Origin of the sequence: Streptomyces sp. NPDC020875, from assembly GCF_040641415.1 — a bacterium.
Lineage (GTDB): Bacteria > Actinomycetota > Actinomycetes > Streptomycetales > Streptomycetaceae > Streptomyces.
Genome location: NZ_JBFADP010000078.1, coordinates 1 through 18,933, shown reverse-complemented (window position 1 = coordinate 18,933; position 18,933 = coordinate 1). Strand labels below are relative to the sequence as shown.

Here is an 18,933-nt window from a genome sequence, read left to right as displayed (position 1 = left end):
GTGGTACGGCCAAGGGCTGTTCAGATCTCGACGGCGTCGGCGTACACCAGACGGCTCCCGGCCGTCGGCAGCACCTCCCGCTCCTCGACCAATAGCCGCAGGGGCGGTCCGCCGGGCGGCGCGGGCAGGGTGACGGCGGCGCTCCACTGGCCGGTGCCGCCCGGGACCGGCGGCAGTGGTGTCTCGGTCGCGGTACGCCAGCCCAGCGCGCCCGACTGCCCGGGTTCGGCGGTCTGGACCAGCAGGGTGAGGCGGGCGCCGCGCGCCGGGTCGCCCGCGTACGTCGGCCCGGAGACGGTGACGGTGGCCCGGGCCGGGTTCTCGGCGGCGAACGACACGGACAGGGTGCGGTCCGGATTGAGCTGGGCGAACTGGGCGAGTGCGACGGGCGACAGTTCGAGGCCGGTCAGGGAGTGCCGCTGGTAGCGGGCGAACGCGAAGCGGAGGAAGGGGCGGTGGGACGGGTCGGGCACCATCGTGAGGTCGCAGTACCAGAGCCTGCGCCGCTCGTCGTAGCCGACGGCGTGCGCGGCGACGGCGGCTTTCGGCAGCTCCGGTACGGTCGCCGATTCGGCGAGTACGAGTCCGGTCGCGGTCCGGGTGGCGCGGGGGAACTCGGCGGTGCCGGGCGCGGGGGTGGTGGGTGCGGAGGCGTAGAGGGGGTCCTGGCCGCGCAGGGTGATCCAGGGGCGCAGGGCGGGCGGCGGCGCGCCGTCGGGGGAGAGGACGACGCCGAGTTCCTCGCCGTCGCCGGAGGAGTACCAGGGGCGGCGCAGATAGACCCGGAGTCCGTTGCCGCGCCGGGTGCTGGTGATGCCGCTGTCGTCCTGGGCGCGTTCCCAGCCGAAGGTGGGGACGAGGTAGGCGATATCGGGTGCGGTGGGCCGGGCGGAGGAGCGGACGGTGACCACGACGGGCCGCTGGGCCTCGGTGTTGACCCGGGTCACCGGGCCGGTGACGAAGCCCGCCTCGACGGTGGCGCCGTCGGGGATCGCCGAGCCGGGGCCCGAGCGCCGGATCGTCCCGGCGGCGAGATCGGCGATGTAGTCGGTGTCGGCGTACTTCCGGCCGTCGGTGGGGTCGATCACGGTGAGGGTGTTGGAGGCGATCTCGCGGGGGGAGATCACCGACGGTTCGACTCCGGTCAGCACGGTCCGCCCGGTCTCGGTGAAGAACTCGCCGAACCGGGTGGCGGCCACGGCGGTGTAGGTGACCGTGCGGTGCAGGGTGTCGTGGAACTCGTGCCGGGCGTCGAGCCGCAGCCGGTCGCCGTCGGGGTCGGCCGGGGCGGTGGCGAGGGTGGTGAGATGCGCCCGGCCGGTCCGGACGACGGGTGCGGGGTCGACGGGCGCGTCGCCGGGTTCGGTCCAGTCGGCGCTGATGTCGACCTGGGCCGTACTGGTCCGGTCGAGGCGGAGGACGTCGACGATCCGGGCGGAGGTGTCGCCGGGGACCCGGACGGCGAGCGGTTTGCCGAACACCGGGGGCGTGATCGGCTGCCGGACGGCGTGCACCAGTTTCAGCGGCCGGGTGGGGGTGAACTGCCAGAGCCGTCCCTGTGCGGCGAGCCGCCGCAGATCGGCGACGGTGGTACCGGGCGGCGGGTTGAGACCGCTGTCGAGGAACCACCGCCAGACGCCGAGGACGTCCAGGTCGGCCTCGTCGATCCGGGCGGAGCAGAAGACGTCGGCGATCCGGCCCGGCGGCAGCCGGACGGTGAGGACACGGCGTACGGAGTCGTACGCGGGGCCGCCCGTGCCGTGCTCCAGGCGCAGGGTGAACGGCGCCCGGCGCGGCCAGGAGAGCCGGTCGTCGAAGGCGACGGGGAAGACCTCGCCGGGCGGCAGCCCGGGCAGGCCGTGGAAGGCGGCGCCGCGGGCGAGGACGTCCGGCAGATACGGCACCTCCAGCGGGGCGCGTTCGTAGTACGGGGTGTCACCCCAGCCGCCGGGGTCGTCCGTGCCGCCGGTGAAACCGGCCGTATCGCGGCGCGCGATGTCGCCGTACGCGAGCCGGTCCAGGCCGCCGGGGTTGACCGGGGTGGGCGCGACATCGTACATGCCGTGCCGCTCGGCGACGGCCGGGCTGGTCCGGCGGGGGGCGATCCGGCGCTCGCAGATCCCGTCGGCCGGGTCGTCGTAGTTGCCCCTGATCACCAGCAGGGCGAGGGATTCGCCCTGGGTGCGGGGCGCGGCGGGCAGCAGGTCGGGCGAGCCGACGGGGTCGAAGCGGAGATGGCGGACGAGCCGGGTGGCGGTGCCGAAGTCGTCGGCGGCGGGGTCGTCCGGGCCGGGGCCGTTGCCGGTGACGTCGACGATCCGGGCCCGGAAGCGGTAGCCGCGGCCGTAGCGGAGCTTGGGCAGTCCGCGGGCCCGGAAGGAGGTACGGAGCCGGACGGGTCCGGTGGGGTCGGAGTCGGGTCCGACGGAGACCTCTTCCCCGTCGACGGTACGGGTGATGCTGCCGGGGCGGCTCGCGGCGAGGCTGTAGCCGTCCCAGGCGAAGACCGACTCATGGAGGTAGATCGTGGGGTCGTCGTCGACCGTGGTGGTGTGCGCGAGATGGACGGTGCCCTCGTCGCGGGCCTCGAAGCGGAGTTCGCCGCAGTCGTAGACGCCGTCGCGGCGGCAGAGGGAGTGCCAGCGGCGGGTCACGTCGTCCCAGACGTCGACCCGGATGCCGTACTCCAGCTCCTCGGCGCCGAAGGGTTCGCCGGCCAGCAGGGAGGGCGCCGCGGCGGCCCGGAAGGCGGCCCGGGTCAGCCGGTCGCGCAGTTCTCTGGCCCGGCCGCGCTGGACCACGCCGATGCTGTCGGCGCGGTGGCTGGGCAGCGGGGCCGGTTCGGCGCCGGGGTCGACGGCGATCGGGAGTCCGGCGTCGGGGGGTACGGCGGGGGCGCCGGAGAAGGCGTCGTTGCGGTCGATGAGTTTCTGGCCGAAGCCGGAGAGGGCGTCCGCGGTGCCGTCCGCGTCGACCTCGACCACCTCGAACCGGTCGGAGTCCAGCCGTAGCAGCCCGTTCTCGGCCAGGTCCCCGGCGGGTTTCGCGGCGAAGCGGGTGGCGGTCAGGGTGGCGTTGACCGCGGGCAGTACGGCTTCGTACGGTCCGGCGGGGGCCAGCGGCGGCCACTCGACCCGCAGCGCGACGGGCACCGGGTCCCCGGCGTCCGGCACCCCGGGAGCCCCGGCCTCGACGGTGAGGTCGACGACCAGCCCGAGGGCCCGCTGGAGCGCCGGGTACTGGGCGACGGCGCCGAGCGCGGCATGGAAGTCGACGGTGTCACCGTCGGCGAGCCGGAGCGTATGGGCGGTGAGATCGCCGCCGCCCGGCGGGGGGTTGTCCGACGCCTTGCGCTCGTGGAACTGCCGGGCCAGCAGGAAGTCGATCTGGGCGGCGGAGAAGTACTCGAACGGCGAGTCGGGGTCGTCCAGCCGGCCGCCGAGGAAGTAGCCGTCCCGGGCGAGGGCGTCGGCGATCAGCGTCCGGGCGCGGGCCAGCCGGGCCGGGGGGATGGGGATGTCCGTGACGAGATCGGGCTGGGGTCCGCCGTTGCGGTCACCGCCCCGGCCGCTGTTCGGGTCGCCGTCGCGGTCGCCGTCGCGCAGCCCGGGGCCCCGGGAGGCCATCGCGTTGACACTGAGGGGCGCGGTGGCGTTGAACGCCGTGGCTGCGGCGTGTTCGGAGCGGGCCAGGTCACGGGCGCTGACGGGCGGCCAGGACCGGATGGGCGGTACGGTCGCCGCCGCGAGGGCCGCCGCCCGGGCGGTGACGGGCGTGGTGGCCGGGAAGAGCTGCCGCCACAGATCGAGTCGGGGCGCGGGTCCGGCGGCCGTGGCCGGGACGGCCGGTCCGGTGCCGAAGACCAGGGAGTAGCGGGGGCTCTGGGCGGGCCATTCCAGCCATTCGGGATAGTCGGCGAGGGTCTGGCCCGGGCCCGCGAGCCGGGGCGAGACGAGGACGGAAAGCCTGAGCCGGCCGCCCGCGCGCCCGGCCGGTACCGGGGTCCAGACGATGCGTGAGGCTGCCATGGGACGGTCTCCTCGGACGGAGTGGCGGAACGGAGGGCGCGGGCCGGGTACGTCAGCCCGCGAAGGCCGCGCAGTACTGCTCCCAGTCCTGGCGGGACATCAGATCGCCGAACGAGGTGGGCTCTTCCTCGGCGGCGACGGCCCGGGCGCCCCGGTTCCCGGTGAGCGACTGGTCGGAGATGCTGCCCTTGAGGTTGTAGAAGAACTCCAGGGCCACGGAGACATGGAAGAAGAGGATGTCGATGGAGACGGTGAGCCGGACGTGTGCGGTCACCGCCGTCTCCCCGCCCAGCTCGCGGTACTGGAGGTCGGCGTAGAACTCGGCGGTGATGCTGATCAGCCCCAGGACGCTCAGCCGTCCGGTGGCCCGGACGTAGCCGCGGAGCACGACCTCGTCCTTGGAGTTCTCGTCCTCGTCCTCGCCCCGCTCCAGCTTGAAGTAGACGCCGATGGCGATCCGGGCGAGGCCGGTGGCGACCTGGGCGAAGTCGAAGGCGAGGGTGTACGTGGCCTCCAGGGCGCCCTCGATCTTCTCCATCCGCTTCTCGCTCACCTCGATGGTGAGGAAGCCGCCGCCGCCGAAGCCGTAGACGGTGATATTGAACTTCTCGTCCTCACGGGCGAATCCGAAGGCGGCCCTGACCGGCTTCTTCTCGAACGGGACGACGATCCCGGCGGAGAGGACGCAGTTGGTGACCCGCAGGACGGGCCCCATCTTGATGTCCTCCAGGCCGAAGGTGACACCTACCCTGACCTCGGTATAGGTGATCTCCAGATAGGTCTTCAGCTTGAGGCCGAAGATACTGACGCCCTTGAAGGCGTCACCGATGTAGTCCTGGAAGACGCCGACGAAGGAGAGCGGGCCGTAGAACCTGACCGCGTCGACGCCGGGTTCGAAGGACGGCCCGCCGTCGTGGTCGAATTTGAAGGTGAAGTCCTTGAAGACGACACCGATGAACTGGAGTCCCGGCGTCGCCGTCATCAGCCTCAGCTCGAAGAGGGAGATCTTGCCGGAGGCGGTGTTGGTGTTGGAGCCCTCGGCGTAGCTCACCTCGTTGAGGATCTTCAGATCGAGCCGGGCCCGGTTGTTGCCGACCAGGGCCCGGAACGGCCCGGCGTCGACCAGGGGGGTGGTGAACTCGATGGTCATCCGGTGCCCGGCCGGCCGCTTGCCGGTATTGGGGATCCCGGTACTCGGGTTCTTGGGGTACAGGGTCTCCTTCTTGATCCTCGGCGCGAACTCGGTCCCTCCCGCGTTGTCCGGCAGTACGTTCGCCAGCAGGGTGGCCCCGAAGAGGACGGCCCGGTTCAGCTGGTCCCTGATGTTGAAGTAGCTCTTCCCGGTGATCTCGCCCTCGTCGCGGAGCCGGTCGACGGTCTCGGCGTTCCCGCCCACGGCGCCGATGGCCCGTGACACCCCGCCGCAGTCGAGGTTCGGCGTCCAGATGCCGCCGATCCCGCTGTTGTTGAGGAGGAGCCGCTGCACCGGCCGGTCCTCGCCGGAGGCCAGGGACGCCACCGAGTCGCGGACCCGGACGTACACCTCGCCCGGGTTGCCGGTGAAGGCGTCCCGCAGATACCGCTCGTCGTAGCCGAGGACGACCGGGGCCCCGGGGCCGTAGAACGCGTCCAGCGTCGAGAGCCGGGCCTCGGCGGCCAGCATGCGGGGGAAGAACAGGGGGCTGTCGGGGCGCGGGGCGGGCTCGCCCGGCGGACCCTGGAGGCCCCAGAAGACCCGCTGGGTGGGATGGGTCGCGGTGCCCGGATCGACCTCGGCGGTATAGCCGAGTTCCTGTCCGGCGAGGTCCACCGACCGCCGGGAGTCCGGCGCGTCGCCGGTGATCCGGTCGAATCCGCCGTACGCGTCGATCAACTCCCGCAGCACGGTACCGGGGCGGGGGATCTGGACGGCCACGTCGTGCGGGACGAACCCCAGGGGGGCGGTGAACCGCTGGTCCCGGCCCGCCTGGTCGGTGCCCCGCAGTACGAACGCGACATCGGCGCCGGTCTCGACGGACTGGATCCAGAACCCGTGCTCCGGCCGCCCGGCCAGCAGCGGTTCGGGGCTCCGGGGCAGTACCGGCGGTACGGGACCCTCGATCGCGATCCGGGTGAAGGGCAGCGACCGTCCCCCGAACGGCAGTCCGTACGCCCCCGGGTACTCCTTCACCGGCTCGGAGATCCGGACGAACCGCCGCTGTTCCAGATAGGCCACCCCGGTGGTGGCGTCGAAGGTCCGCTTGGTCTCGGTGAAGAGCAGGGCCCGGTGGCCGTACGGGATCAGAAAGCCGTACTGCTCCAGGATCACCTTGTTGTCCCGGCCCTGCCAGGCGTGGTGCTCCCAGTGCTTGAGGTTGAGCCCCGGCGTGACGGTCGGCTCCCAGCGGCCGTCCAGATCGAGGGTGGCCCCGGTGGCGCTCAGGGCGAGCAGCGCCGCGTCCACGGGCGCGGCGTCCGGCTCGGGCGGGTTGGTGAGGGTGATCAGCTGGCGGTAGTCGAAGCCCTCGGGGTTGAGCGCGCCGAAGAGCCTGGCCTCCTGCGGATTCGCCGGATCGTCGGCGGCCACCGCGCGAACCGTGGGGGCGGGTGGGGAGGCGGGGTCGGCCAAGGGGGCGGGGCGTCCGGTGGGGCCCCGGGCGGCGAGCCGGGTGTGCCACAGCTCGGTCCGGCCGTCGTGCTCCACCGGGGTCTCCGCGTGGTCCCAGGTCGCGTACAGCTCGGGGGTCAGATGCAGCCAGTCCACCACCAGCAGATCCGTCTCCGGGCCGGCCGGCCGCCCGGCGCCGGGCACCACCCGCATCACCCACTGCCACCAGCGCAGCAGTCCGGTCTCGGTGTACGGGATCGTCTTCACGGTCTCGGGGACGACGAAGGCGATCCGGCTCGGCCCCACCGTCCGGGCGGCGATCGACCCGGGGGCGGGCCGGTCCGGCTCGTTCTCGTAGACGGTCTGTTCGGTGACGTGCTGGGACTCGAAGCCGACGACCACGACACCGGGCGACTCCGGGTCGATCCGGAGCAGCCGCGGGGGGTCCGAGCCCGGATCGGGGCGGAGGTTGTGGAAGGCGAAGCCGATCACCAGCATGTCCTGGGGCCGTACGAGCCGTACGCTCGCCGCCGGAACGGGTGCAGTCATGCCCGACCTCCGAACTGTCGCGGTATTTCAGGTATACGGGAGAGCCGCTTTCCGGCGAATCCGCCGAACGGATTACCCGCGGTGCCCGTGACCGGGGCCGCTGAAACGTCACACCGGTAGCCGACTCCGCCCGAAGTGGCCTCTCCCGCCAGGTCAGTTGAGCCGCCCCGACGGCATACCCATACCCCCTTCGGGTATTTGACACCGCGACGGGCCGCGAACTAATCTCGCGTCAGTTCGATACCCCGCCGGGGTATCTGCTCCACTGGAGAGGGGAACCGTATGACCGCGACGGACTGGCACCTCAAGGGCGAGTGGTTCGATGTCTGCAGCTGCTCGATGCCCTGCCCCTGCACCTTCGCCCAGTCGCCGACCGACGGCTGCTGCCGCTTCACCCTCGTCTGGCAGATCCACGAGGGGTACTTCGGGGACGTCCGCCTCGACGGCCTCGGCGTGGTCGCGCTCGGCGAGTTCTCCGGCAATATGTGGGTCGACGACCCCGACGCCACGATGAAGGTGATGTTCTATATCGACGCCAAGGGCACCCAGGAGCAGCGGGACGCCCTGGAGGAGCTGTTCCGGGGCAATGTCGGCGGCTGGCCCGGCAAGTTCGGCTCCCTCATCAGTGAAGTGCGCGCGGTCACCTACGCGCCGATCGTCTTCGACGCCGCCGAGGACCTCGCCTACTGGCGCGCCTCCGTCGCCGACAAGGTGAACGTGGGCGCCGAGGCGCTCACCGGACCCACCGCCGACCCCGGCCGGCGGGTGCAGCTGATCAACGCACCCGGTGCCGAGGTCGGACCGGGCCAGGTCGCGACCTGGGGCGTGGTGAGCGACGACCACGCCGAGGGCTTCGACTTCTCCGCCGAGTACCGGGGCGGCTCCAGCAAGCACTTCCCGTTCGACTGGCGGCCCGACGCCTCCTGAACCACCGCACACGACCCGGGGGACGACACGACGGAGGCCGGTCCGGGCCAATCGGACCGGCCTCCGGCCGTGAGCCTACGACCCGGTGAACCGGGAGGCCAACGGCCCCCGACGCCGGGCCGTGTCCTCAAAACACGGGCGCCCGGCCCTACGGCCGTTCCGGCAGGACCACCGGAACCCCCGTCCGGGGATGGGGGAAGACCTCCACCGGCTGCCGGTAGACCCGGCTCAGCGCCCCCGCGTCCAGCACCTCGGCCGGAGGCCCGTCGGCCGCCACCCGCCCCCGGTCGAGGACCGCGATCCGGTCCGCGTACGCCGCCGCGAGACCCAGATCGTGCAGGACGACCACCACCGCGTCCCCGCTCGCCGCCCGCTCCCGGCAGATCCGCAGCACCAGCTCCTGATGGCGCAGATCGAGCGCCGCCGTCGGCTCGTCGAGCAGCAGCAGCGACGTCCGCTGCGCCAGTACCCGGGCCAGCGCCACCCGGGCCCGCTCTCCACCGGAGAGATCCGCGAACGAACGGTCCGCGAACGGCTCGGTCTCCGTCACCCGCAGCGCCTCGGCCACCGCCGCTTCGTCCTCGTCCGCGCGTACGGTCCCCGCCCACGGCGCCCGGCCCATCCGGACCACCTCCGCCACCGGGAACGGGAACGACAGCGCCGACGACTGGGGGAGTACCGCCCGGCGCAGCGCCAGCTTCCGGGGAACCCACTCCCCGGCCGGGCGGCCCGCGATCCGGACCGTGCCAGCCGACGGCACCAGATCCGCCGCCAGCGCCGCGAACAGGGTCGACTTGCCCGCCCCGTTGGGGCCCACCAGGGCCAGCACCTCACCCGAGCGGGCCGCCAGATCGACGCCCGCCAGCACCTCGCGCCCGCCGAGCCGGATCCGTATCCCGGCCGCCTCGGCCAGGACGGCGCCCCGCTCGGGACGGGCGGGCAGCTCCCGCTCCCGTACCGCCAGACCCGCGAAGAGCGATCTCATGCCCAGCCCCCCTGCCTGCGACGGGTCCTGCGGAGCAGCCAGAAGAAGAACGGGCTGCCGAAGAGCGCGGTCAGCACCCCGAGCGGCAGCTCGGCGGGCTCCGCCACGGTACGGGCCGCGAGATCGCCCGCCGCCAGCATCAGCGCGCCGCCCAGGGCGCTCCCGGGGACGAGGAACCGGTGCCCGGGGCCGTTCGCCATCCGCAGCAGATGCGGTACGAGCAGCCCCACGAAGGTGATGATCCCGGCGACGGCGACCGCGGCGGCCGTCAGCAGGGCCACCACCAGGATCAGGGTGATCCGCATCCGTTCGACGTCCACGCCCAGATGGCGGGCGGGCCGTTCGCCCAGGGCCAGCAGATCGAGCCTGCGGGCGTAGAGGGGCGCCACCAGCAGCCCGGCCAGGGTGCACGGCAGCACCGCGAGCACCTTCGGCCAGGTCGCCTGGGAGAGGGAACCGAGCTGCCAGAAGGTGATCTGGGTGATCTGCGCGTTGTCGGCGAAGAAGACGAAGAGCCCGATCAGGGCGCCCGCGAAGGCGTTGACGGCGACCCCGGTGAGGATCAGCGTCACGACTTCCGTCCGGCCGCCCGAACGGGACATCGCGTAGACCAGGAAGACGGTCAGCAGCCCGGCCACGAAGGCGAAGACCGTCACCGTCCAGTTGCCGAAAAGGGTCAGACCGAGCGCGATCGAGGCGACCGCGCCGACCGCCGCGCCCGCCGAGATACCGATGATCCCCGGCTCGGCCAGCGGATTGCCGAACACGCCCTGCATCAGGGCCCCGGCGCAGCCCAGGGACGCGCCGACCAGCAGCGCGAGGACGACCCGGGGCAGCCGGACGTTCCACAGCACGCTCTCGCCGACCCGGTCGAGCGGCTGCCCGCCGAGCCCCACCCGGTGCCGGACCGACGCCAGTACGTCCCCCAGGGGGATGTCGTACGCGCCGTATCCGGCGGACACCAGGGCGACCGTGAACAGCGCGCCCAGCAGCCCGGCGGTGAGCAGCCAGGTGGTGGAGCGGCGGACCTTCGGCGGGGCGGGTTCTTCCACCCGTTCCGTCGCCGGGACGGACTTGGTCACGGTGGTCACGCGCCGGTCCCCTCGCCGCCGCCCTCGCCGCGCGACTCGCCGTACAACTGGTCGACCAGCGACTTCAGTACCTGGTCGGTCCGGGGGCCGTAGTTGAGCATCACCCCGTCGGGGATCGACACCACCCGCCGGTCCATCCCGGCCGGGGTCTGCGCCACCCCGGGGATCTTGATCAGCCCGTCGACCCCGTCGACGGACGCCAGGCCCTTGGACATCACCAGGATCGCGTCCGGCGCGGCCTTCGCCAGCGCCTCACTGGTGATCGCCGTGAAGTCCTTGGAGAGCCCCGACTCCTTGCCCGCGTCGACCGCGCCCGCCGCCTCCAGCAGGGACGACGCCCCCGAGTCGGCGCCGCCGAGCAGATAGACGGAGGCCGTGCCGCGCAGATAGAGGAACGCGACCCGGGGCTTGTCGCCGTCCTTCCCCGGCGCCGGGATGGTCTTCCTGACGGCGTCGATCCGCGACTCGGTCCGCTCCACCAGCCCGTCCCCGGCCGCGGGGACGCCGAGCGCCGCGGCGACGGCCTCGATCCGGGGCCGTACGTCCGCCAGGGACTTCGCGGTCTCCACCGTGATCAGGGCGATCCCGGCGTCCCGGATCTGGTCGATCGCCTCGGCGGGGCCGGTGTTGGTGTCGGCGATCACCAGGGTCGGCTTCAGGGAGAGCACGCTCTCGGCCGAGACGGCATGGCCCCGGGTCACCACCGGGAGCCGCTTCGCCTGCTCGAAGGTGGCGGTGACATCGCGGGCCACCACCCGGTCGCCGAGGCCGAGGGTATAGACGATCTCGCTCAACGAGCCGGAGAGCGGCACGATCCGCTCCACCGAGGAGACGGTGACCCGGCGGCCGTCGGCCGACGCGACCGTCACCGGCAGCTCGGGCCGCGCGGTCCCGGCCAGCGGCTCCACGCGGTCGGCGGGGGCCTGCCCCGGCTGCCCGGCCGCCCCCGACGGGGCTGTCGTACCACCACCGCCGCAGCCGGTCGCCACCACGGCGACGACGAGGGCGAGCGCGGCGATCGCCGTACGCACCAAGGGGTTTCTGCGGTCCGATGGCACCGGGGGCACCGTCCTGTTCCTGTCGCGGCCTTGCCTGCTGGGTCCTGCCGGTCCCGGGGTCGGTCCCCCGCCGTCCGGACCGGAACCGGTGCCGGACGGGGGCTACCCGTGGGAGCCGGGTTTAGCTTAGGTTAGCCTTACCTTGCTGGCCAGGGCGTGTGTGTCCCGGCTGTCCCCGTCCTGGCCGGCTCCTTCCCCGCCCGCGCCCGCGGCGCGACGGGAGATCGTTTTCCACCGCGTGCCGCCACCGGGCGGACGCCACCGCCCCAGGAGGGTTCCCATGCCGCCGTACCGATCGGCCCGGGCGTTCGCCGCCGTGCTGCTCGCGGCCCTGCTCGGGGCGCTGGTCCCGGCCGGAGCCGCCCAGGCCGCCGAACGCACGGTCCAGGGCGGCAGACTCGACTGGGGACTCAAGTCCTCCTTCCAGACCTATGTCACCGGACCCATCGCCCAGGGGAACTACCGGCTGACCTCCGGCGCCGCCACCGTCGGCGGCAACCAGTTCCGGTTCCACTCCGCACAGGGCTCCTACGACCCCGGCACCGGCGCCTTCGAGGCCCGGTTCACCGGCGGCGCCCACTTCACCGGACACCGCAAGCCCGACGGAAGCCATGAACTCGACCTCTCCGTCAGCCGCCCGACCGTCAAGGTCTCCGGCGGCCGGGGCACCCTCCACCTCGACCTGGTCAGCAAGGCGCGCGGCACCGGCAAGGTGACCCGCTCCACCCAGGTGGCCTTCGCCACCCTCGACCTCTCCGGCGTCGACATGCGCGGCGGACGCGGCCCGGTCCAGCTCACCACCATCCCGGCCGTGCTCACCGCCCAGGGCGCCACCGCCTTCGCCGGGTTTTACCAGGCAGGCACCCCGCTCGACCCGATCAGCCTCAGCGTCGATCTGACCGAGCCCCGCCCGGCCGGTTCCGCCCCCGCGACGAAGCCCTCCCCGAGCGCCACGCCCGAAGGGCGGCCCGCCGCCGGGACGGTGAAGGACGCCGCCGTCGACTGGGGCGTGCGGCGAACTTTCCGGGAGTACGTGACCGGCGCCATCTCCCAGGGCAAGTGGACCCTCTCCGGCGGCGCCCGGGACGGCGGCGCCCTCTTCCGCTTCCCGCAGGGCAAGGGCGCGTACGACCCGAAGAAGCAGAGCCTCGACGCCGCCTTCGCCGGATCGGTCCGGTTCACCGGAGCCCATCTCGACCTCACCCTCACCAAGGTCACCGCGAAGATCAGCGGCGGCAAGGGCACACTCAGCGCGGACGTCGTCAACGGCACCACCACGACCCGGGCCGTGCCCCTGATCACCTTCCCCGCCGCGGACTTCGCCCCGAAGGACGGTCTCGCCGTACTGACCGAGGTCCCCGCGACCCTCACCGAGGGCGGCTCGAAGGCGTTCGGCGGGATGTACAAGGCGGGCACCTCGATGGACCCCGTCTCGCTCGCCGTCGCCGTGGACGCGGCCGCCGTCACGAAGCTTCCGGCCCTGCCCGATCTGGGCAGCGGACCGACCGCCGCGGCCACGCCCTCCGCCGCCACCCCGTCCGCCGCCGCGTCCGACACCCCGGCACCGGCCGCCTCGTCCGCCGACTCCGGCCCCTCGGCCGGTGTACTCGCCGCCGTCGGCGCGGGTGTCCTGGCCGTGGCCCTGGCGATCGCCTTCTACCTCGTCCGCCGCAAGCGCGCGACGGCGGCCGACGCCGCCCCCGCCGCCCCCGCGGCCACGGACTGACCCCCACCCCCCCTCATCTCGCACCCCCGAACAGCAGGAGCAGAACCCTCATGTCAGCAACGAGACGACGCCGACTGGCCGTGGCCGCCGCGTCCGCCACCGCGGTCGCGCTCGGCGCCACCGCCCTGAGCCTTCCCGCCTTCGCCGCGGACACCACCCGCCCGGCGGCCGACGGCACCGCGGCCCCGGCCGTGATCCCGCTGAAGAACGGCGTGCTGGACTGGGGCTTCAAGCAGAAGTTCCGCGAATACGTCACCGATACCGCCAAGGGCTCGATCAAGGTCGCCGACGGCGCCCGGCAGGCCGACGGCAACGGCCCGTTCAGCTTCACCGAGGGCACCGGCAGCTACGGCATGGCGACGAAGGCCGTCACCACGTCCTTCCGGGGCGGGGTCACCTTCGACGCCACCGGACACCGGTTCGCGATCACCCTCACCGACATCAAGTTCCGCAGCGACCGCACCACGGGCGCCATCACCGCCGATGTCACCTTCAACCAGCAGGCCGCGCGGCAGGACGTCGAGATCGCCGCCCTGGACCTGAAGGGCGCCTCGATGGGCTCCGGGCCCGGCGGCGCGATGGTCTTCAAGGACATCCCGGCGAAGCTGACCGCCGAGGGCTCCAAGGCGTTCAACGAGATGTACCCGGCGGGCGAGGCGCTCGACCCGGTGACGCTCACCGTCACCCCGGACATGGGCGGCTCCGGCACGGGCGGCGGCTCCGGTTCCGGCGGCTCTGGTTCCGGTTCCGGTTCCGGTGGTACGGGCTCCGCCAACGGCGGCGGCAACGGTACCGGCGGTTCGGGGACCAACGGCACCGGCGGCTCCGGCGCGGGTGGGAGCGGCAACGGCACCGGCGGTTCCGGCTCCAACGGGACGAACGGCGCAGGCGGGGCGAACGGTGCCGGCGGTACGGGCGGCGCCAATGGAACCGGCGGCACCGGTTCCAGCGGTACGGGCGGCACCGGAACCACCGGCGGCACTGGCACCGGCACCGAATCCGCCACCGACCAGGGCACCGTCGTGGACGGCAACCTCGACTGGGGTGTGAAGAAGAAGTTCCGGGAGTACGTGACCACCGGCTACGCCCAGGGCCGGATCGAGGTCTCCGACGGCACCGTTACTACCGCGAGCGGCTTCCGCTTCCCCAAGGGCAAGGGCACCTTCACCGCGAAGGACAAGTCCCTCAAGGCGTCCTTCGGCGGCGCGGTCCGCTTCCTCGGCCACAAGGACCCCACCACCGGCGTGAACGCGCTGGACCTGAAGCTCAGCGACCTCCAGGTGCGGGTCGACGGGGCCAAGGGCGGCCTGCTGCTGGCCGATGTCGTCACCAAGGACAAGAACACCGGGAAGGTCACCACGTACAACGACTACGGCATCGCGGCGCTCAATGTGCCCTCGGGCGCGCTGAAGGCCGAGAACAAGCTCGTCCGGCTGACCGGTGTCCCGGCCACGCTGACCGCCGAGGGCTCCAAGGCGTTCAGCGGTATGTACAAGCCGGGCGTCGAACTCGACCCGGTGACCCTCGCGGTCTCCCTCGACAAGTCGGCCCAGCTGCCCGGTGACACCTCGGCGGGCGCCTCCAACGGCGGCTCGACCGGCGGTTCGACCGGCGGCGCCGCCACCGGTGGGACGACCGGAGGCAGCACCGGCACCACGGGCGGTACGACCGGCGGCTCCGTGGGCGGTGGCTCGGTCGGCGGTTCCACCGGCGGCTCCCTTGCCAGCACCGGCGCCGGACTCCCCACCGCCGGGCTGCTCGCCGCCGCGGGCGGTGTCGTGGCCGCGGGCGCCGGGGCGGTGTTCCTGGCCCGCCGCCGTCAGCAGGCCGGATCCTGACCTTCTGACCCTCTGACCCGCCATGGCGACGGCGGTACGGCGACGGCCCCGACAGGCCGCCCCGTACCGCCGTCGTCCCCGTCCCGGTTCGCCGAAGTTCCCGCCGACCCCGCCCCCGTACGCGGCGACAACCGGCCAGGGTCGTACCGCCTATTCGGCCAGCTATTGGTGTGGCGTTGGTGACGGATTCGCCGGCGGGGACCCGTGCACGGGCCACCGGTGCTTCAATGCCCGGGTGAACGAACGCCAACAGCTCGACGTCCTGCGCGTCTTCTGTGCCCCCGACGGGCGGCACGGCAGCGACCTGTCCGTCGTACGCGATCCCCGCCCCTACCGCGACCCGGCGGCCCGCCGGGAACTGGCGGAGGGGTCCGGCGGGTCCGGTGGCGGCGGCGACACCGTCTTCGTCGACGACCCGGAACGCGGCGTACTGGATCTGCACACCCCCGGCGGACGGCTCCCCTTCGCCCCGCACGCCCTGGTCGGCGCCGCCTGGCTGCTCGATCTGGAGGAGCTGAATCCGCCGTCCGGACCCGTCTGGGCCCGGGGCGACGGGGAGTTCAGCTGGATCACCGTACGCGCCGCCTGGGCCCCGCCGTACGTACTGGAGCGGTACGCCACCCCGGCCGAGGTCGAGGCGCTGCCCGTACCGCCGCCCGGCGCCACCGCCCGCTACGCCTGGGCCTGGGACGACGAGGCGGCGGGCCGGGTCCGGGCCAGGGCCTTCCCGGCCGCACCCCCGGGAGCCGGGCCCGGGGCCGCCGCGACCGGGCCCGCCGAGGACGAGGCGAGCGGCGGCGGCGCGCTGCTGCTGACGGACCGTCTGGGCCGGGCCCTCAACATCACCCAGGGCGCGGGCTCGCAGATCCTCACCGCCCCCGGCCCCGACGGCGAGGTCGAGATCGGCGGCCGGGTGCGGCTGGTCTCCCAGGCTCCGGTGCTCGCCCTCGTACCGCCGCCCGCCGAGGTGCCCGCCCGGCGGCTGAGCGTCGCGACGGCGCTCCGGCTGATGAGCTGACCTCCGGGCCCGGCACCGTCACAGCGTTACCGGACGGCCGGAGGGCCGGGGATCCGCGGTGGATCCCCGGCCCTCCGGCCGTTCCCGTGTCCGGACGCTCAGCCGCTCAGGCGCTGAGCGGATACGCCTCGTTCAGCTCCCAGAAGACGGCGCTGTTGAAGTCGAACGCCCGGCGGCACTCCTCGACGATCCGCTGCTTCTCCAGATCGTCCGCGTTCACCGTGTCCAGCAACTCCCGGTACATGCGCTTGAACGCGGCGGGGTTGGAGATCTCCTCGAAGACGTAGAACCGGACGCCGTCGCCCTTGCGGCTGAAGCCCCAGGTCTTCTCCGCCTGGTCGCGGATGACCTGGCCGCCCGAGAGATCGCCGAGATAGCGGGTGTAGTGATGGGCGACGAACCCGGCGGGCCAGGTCCTGGCGCACTCCTCGACCCGGGCGACATAGGCGGCCGTGGCGGGCAGCGGTACGACCCCGGACCGCCAGCCGTCGCCGAGGAGGAAGGTCAGGTCGCGCTCCAGTTCGACCGTACGCAGCAGTTCGTCCCGGACGAAGGGACCCGCGACCGGGTCGTCCCTGAGCGCCTCGCCCGCCTCCTCCAGCGCCCGGTAGACGAACCAGAGCTGCTCGGTGTAGCGGGCGTAGGCGGCTATCCCGAGTCTGCCCGCGAGCAGATGGCCGATGAACGGCGAGGCGTTGGCCTCGTCGTGCTTGTCGTGGGTCGTGGTGCGGAGGAGGTGGGAGAAGGGCGTGCCGGTGGTGGCTGCGGTGACGTCCAAGGCGGTCCTCCGGGAGGCGAGGGGAAGGAGCACGGCAAAAGACGCGAACGGAACGCGACCGACGAAAACGCCGACGGTCGGGTATGCCTGTTGCCGGTTCGATTCTCTCTACTTAGGCTTACCTAAGTCAACACCTTCCCGACGCGTTGTCGGCAAGGGACTCCCGGGAGACGGCCCGCCCCCGGCGGCTCACGGCAGCGTCAGGATCTCCGCCCCGGTCTCCGTGACGACCAGCGTGTGCTCGAACTGGGCGGTCCGCTTCCGGTCCTTCGTCACCACGGTCCAGCCGTCCTCCCACATGTCGTACTCGTGGGTCCCCAGCGTCAGCATCGGCTCGATGGTGAAGGTCATCCCCGGCTGGATCACCGTCGTCGCGTGCGGGGCGTCGTAGTGGGGCACGATCAGCCCGGAGTGGAAGGAGGTGTTGATCCCGTGGCCGGTGAAGTCCCGCACCACGCCGTAGCCGAACCGCTTGGCGTACGACTCGATGACCCGGCCGATCACATTGATCTGCCGCCCCGGCTTCACGGCCTTGATCGCCCGGTTCAGGGACTCCCGGGTCCGCTCCACCAGCAGCCGGGACTCCTCGTCCACGTCACCGCAGAGATAGGTGGCGTTGTTGTCGCCGTGCACTCCGCCGATGAACGCGGTGACGTCGAGGTTCACGATGTCGCCGTCGTTCAGCACGGTCGAGTCGGGGATGCCGTGGCAGATCACCTCGTTCACGGAGGCGCAGAGCGACTTGGGGAAGCCCCGGTAGCCCAGGGTCGACGGATAGGCGCCGTGGTCGCAGAGGTACTCGTGCGCCACCCGGTCCAGCTCGTCCGTGGTCACCCCCGGCGCGATGCGCCGGGCCGCCTCCTCCATCGCCCGGGCGGCGATCCGCCCGGCGACCCGCATCCGCTCGACGGTCTCCGGGTCCTGCACCTCGGGCCCCGTATAAGGGGTCGGCGCCGGTTTCCCGACGTACTCGGGGCGCTTGATGGCGGCGGGAACGGAACGGGCGGGGGAGAGCACCCCGGGCACGAGCAGCGACTGGCCAGACATGCCGACGAGTCTAACCAGCGGGGGTGGGGCAGCATGGTCGCGAGCGGCCGGTCCCGGCCGCCCGGCCCACGAGAGACGATCCACGAGGGGGAAGGAGCGGCGATGGCCCTGTTCAAGAAGGCACCGACCGGTAAGCCCGGCGAATGGTTCTACTGCCTGAAGCACCAGAAGGTCGAGGAGGGCCCCGAATGTCCCGCCAAGGACCGCTTCGGCCCGTACGCCACCCCTAAGGAGGCCGCCGCCGCCATGGAGACGGCCCGCGAACGGAACGAGGAGTGGGAGACGGACCCCCGCTGGCACGACAAGCCCGCCGACGGGGGAGCGGACGACGGCCCCGGGGGCCGGTGACGGCTCCGGCGGCGTAGAGCCCGCCCGGTGGTCCCGGCCGGTCCGGCGGCACGGTTCGTACGGGCCCCGGGCCCCGGGCCGTACGCGGGGCCCGGCCGCGCGGGCTACGGCTGCGTCGTCGGCAGCGGACTCCCGGCCCCGGCCGCCGGGTGGTCGCCGGGTGCCGCCTCCGCCGACTCCTTCTCGGCCCGGCGGCGCAGGGCGTCCTCGTCCGTCGAGGCGTCGTAGCCGACCAGCTTCGGCAGGGCCGCCGCCAGCGCGCCGACGAAGACCACACAGGCCACACCGCCCGCCCAGATCGCCGGACGGGTACCGGTCCAGCCCGCGTGGGCGCCCGCCCTGACCTGGCCCAGCTGGGGACCGACGCTGTACGACAGCACCTCGATGCCCGCCAGCCGGCCGCGCAGCCCGTCCGGGATCGTCTGGTTCCAGATCGTCGAGCGGGCCAGCCCGCTGAGCATGTCCGCCGCGCCCGCCACCGCCAGACAGACCAGGACCAGCCAGACGTTCCCCACCAGGCCCGCGCCCACGATGCCCACGCCCCAGCCCGCGGCGCCGAAGATCACCAGCAGGCCGTGCCGCCGGACCCGGGCCGTCCAGCCGCTGGTCAGACTGAGGACGACCGAACCGAGACCCATCGCCGCGAACATCAGCCCCAGCGACCACTCGGCCTCCAGCTCGTCCGCGAGGAACGGCAGCAGGGCCATCGGCGCCGACAACACCATGGCCGCCAGATCGACCGCGTACGTCCCCAGCAGTACCGGCCGTGACCAGGCATAACGCGCGCCCTCCGCGATGCCCTTCAAGGAGGGCTTCTCCGCCTCGCGGGCGGGCGGCGCGGGCGCGAGCCGCAGACAGAGCAGTACGGAGACCGTGAACGTCAGCACCGTGACGGCGTACGCCGCCGGATGGCCCGCGTACGCCACCACCACACCGGCCACCGACGGCCCGAC

13 protein-coding genes are annotated in these 18,933 nt (G+C 73.0%); 5 read left to right on the top strand and 8 right to left on the bottom strand.

What is annotated here, in order from left to right; translation table 11 throughout:
* Positions 1-20: 20 nt before the first annotated feature.
* On the bottom strand, positions 21-4,028 hold the full coding sequence (locus AB0G74_RS31370; protein WP_361153198.1) for a hypothetical protein: 4,008 nt from the start codon (positions 4,026-4,028) through the stop codon (positions 21-23).
* 52 nt (positions 4,029-4,080) lie between these two features.
* Positions 4,081-7,164 (bottom strand): hypothetical protein, encoded by a 3,084-nt coding sequence (locus AB0G74_RS31365; protein ID WP_361153196.1) that lies wholly within the window; start codon positions 7,162-7,164, stop codon positions 4,081-4,083.
* A gap of 282 nt (positions 7,165-7,446) precedes the next feature.
* On the opposite strand from AB0G74_RS31365, the gene AB0G74_RS31360 reads away from it, so the two are divergent.
* Positions 7,447-8,091: a DUF1326 domain-containing protein gene (locus tag AB0G74_RS31360; RefSeq protein ID WP_361153193.1), complete on the top strand. Its 645-nt coding sequence runs from the start codon at positions 7,447-7,449 to the stop codon at positions 8,089-8,091.
* A 148-nt stretch (positions 8,092-8,239) separates the two neighbouring features.
* Here the strand turns inward: AB0G74_RS31360 and AB0G74_RS31355 are convergent, their stop codons facing one another.
* From AB0G74_RS31355 to AB0G74_RS31345, 3 genes are read right to left on the bottom strand one after another with little or no spacing between them, the layout of a single operon-like run.
* Positions 8,240-9,076, bottom strand: a complete 837-nt coding sequence (locus AB0G74_RS31355; RefSeq protein WP_361153190.1) for a heme ABC transporter ATP-binding protein — start codon at positions 9,074-9,076, stop codon at positions 8,240-8,242.
* Positions 9,073-10,158 carry an iron ABC transporter permease gene (locus tag AB0G74_RS31350; protein ID WP_361153226.1) on the bottom strand — a complete coding sequence of 362 codons (1,086 nt, stop codon included), beginning with the start codon at positions 10,156-10,158 and terminating at the stop codon, positions 9,073-9,075. Before AB0G74_RS31350 ends, AB0G74_RS31355 begins: the two co-directional genes overlap by 4 nt.
* A gap of 5 nt (positions 10,159-10,163) precedes the next feature.
* Positions 10,164-11,198 carry an ABC transporter substrate-binding protein gene (locus tag AB0G74_RS31345; protein ID WP_361153187.1) on the bottom strand — a complete coding sequence of 345 codons (1,035 nt, stop codon included), beginning with the start codon at positions 11,196-11,198 and terminating at the stop codon, positions 10,164-10,166.
* 307 nt (positions 11,199-11,505) lie between these two features.
* Between AB0G74_RS31345 and AB0G74_RS31340 the strand changes: the two genes are divergently transcribed.
* The 3 genes from AB0G74_RS31340 (at position 11,506) to AB0G74_RS31330 (ending at position 15,807) form a co-directional block, all read left to right on the top strand.
* Entirely contained in the window at positions 11,506-12,951 is a 1,446-nt protein-coding gene (locus AB0G74_RS31340; RefSeq protein ID WP_361153184.1) for an HtaA domain-containing protein, read from the top strand.
* A 50-nt stretch (positions 12,952-13,001) separates the two neighbouring features.
* Positions 13,002-14,789, top strand: a complete 1,788-nt coding sequence (locus AB0G74_RS31335) for an HtaA domain-containing protein (protein ID WP_361153182.1) — start codon at positions 13,002-13,004, stop codon at positions 14,787-14,789.
* Between the two features lie 235 nt (positions 14,790-15,024).
* Positions 15,025-15,807, top strand: coding sequence for a PhzF family phenazine biosynthesis protein (locus AB0G74_RS31330; RefSeq protein WP_361153179.1), 783 nt, complete (start codon positions 15,025-15,027; stop codon positions 15,805-15,807).
* A 106-nt stretch (positions 15,808-15,913) separates the two neighbouring features.
* Here AB0G74_RS31330 and AB0G74_RS31325 read toward each other — a convergent pair whose 3' ends face one another.
* Positions 15,914-16,585, bottom strand: a complete 672-nt coding sequence (locus AB0G74_RS31325) for a biliverdin-producing heme oxygenase (RefSeq protein ID WP_361153176.1) — start codon at positions 16,583-16,585, stop codon at positions 15,914-15,916.
* Between the two features lie 189 nt (positions 16,586-16,774).
* A complete protein-coding gene (gene map / locus AB0G74_RS31320) occupies positions 16,775-17,632 on the bottom strand; it encodes a type I methionyl aminopeptidase (protein ID WP_361153174.1) in 858 nt (285 codons plus the stop codon).
* Between the two features lie 102 nt (positions 17,633-17,734).
* On the opposite strand from map, the gene AB0G74_RS31315 reads away from it, so the two are divergent.
* The gene (locus tag AB0G74_RS31315) at positions 17,735-17,980 is read left to right on the top strand and encodes a hypothetical protein (protein WP_358829115.1); all 246 of its coding nucleotides are present in this window, start codon (positions 17,735-17,737) and stop codon (positions 17,978-17,980) included.
* Positions 17,981-18,084: 104 nt separating this feature from the next.
* On the opposite strand, the gene AB0G74_RS31310 is transcribed toward AB0G74_RS31315, so the two are convergent.
* A partial coding sequence (locus AB0G74_RS31310; RefSeq protein WP_361153171.1) for an MFS transporter occupies positions 18,085-18,933 on the bottom strand: 849 nt, incomplete at its 5' end.